Origin of the sequence: Cupriavidus necator (assembly GCF_013141915.1) — a bacterium.
In the GTDB taxonomy this organism is placed as follows: domain Bacteria; phylum Pseudomonadota; class Gammaproteobacteria; order Burkholderiales; family Burkholderiaceae; genus Cupriavidus; species Cupriavidus necator_B.
In genome coordinates this window covers 1-765 of sequence record NZ_SROX01000044.1, presented here as the reverse complement: position 1 = coordinate 765, position 765 = coordinate 1, and the positions used below count along the sequence as shown (strand labels likewise).

Genomic DNA, 765 nt, shown 5'->3' with positions numbered 1-765 from the left:
GTGTGAAAGTAGGTCATCGCCAGGCTCTTATTGTGCAAAACCCCTCGACAGCATTCGCTGCGAGGGGTTTTTGCTTTTCTGCGGTCCGTTCGCGTGCAGTCGCGCAACGCCGTCAGGCCGGCTTCAGAGCCGCCTGGAGCCGCCCTGCCAAGCCCCTATAGGGTGAGAGAACGCAGAAATCAAACTGCGCTTGTGGGAGCGGTCAGGCAGCGCCAGACGCTATGCCGGGACGCCCTCCCGATCCCTGCCAGCACAGCATCCGCAACGGAAAGTGCTTGACAGGAGCGGCGAGGAAGCCCATAATCGATAGTTCTCTGCGGAGAGGTGCCCGAGTGGCTAAAGGGGGCAGACTGTAAATCTGTTGGCTTACGCCTACGCTGGTTCGAATCCAGCCCTCTCCACCAGAATGCAAGACAGCAGCCGGCAACGCCGGTGAAGAAGCAGGAAAGACCCAGGCGGGTGTAGCTCAATGGTAGAGCAGAAGCCTTCCAAGCTTACGACGAGGGTTCGATTCCCTTCACCCGCTCCAGTCGCGCGGTTGCTGTCATAAAGTAGTACGTCTAGTTTCGCCCATGTGGCTCAGTGGTAGAGCACTCCCTTGGTAAGGGAGAGGTCGGCAGTTCGATCCTGCCCATGGGCACCAAATACCACCGCACTGGCAACATCGCTACCGAGACAGGAGTCGCGCAATGGCAAAGGAAAAGTTCGAGCGGACTAAGCCGCACGTGAACGTTGGTACGATTGGTCACGTTGACCATGGCAAGA

3 tRNA genes are annotated in these 765 nt (G+C 58.3%); all 3 read left to right on the top strand.

Features of this window, described 5'->3' with window-relative positions:
* The first annotated feature begins 318 nt into the window (after positions 1-318).
* The 3 genes from E5S69_RS32080 (at position 319) to E5S69_RS32070 (ending at position 643) form a co-directional block, all read left to right on the top strand.
* Positions 319-404 (top strand) — tRNA-Tyr (locus tag E5S69_RS32080).
* A gap of 51 nt (positions 405-455) precedes the next feature.
* Positions 456-529 (top strand) — tRNA-Gly (locus tag E5S69_RS32075).
* 39 nt (positions 530-568) lie between these two features.
* Positions 569-643: transfer RNA gene (locus tag E5S69_RS32070), tRNA-Thr, on the top strand.
* The last annotated feature ends 122 nt before the right edge of the window (positions 644-765 follow it).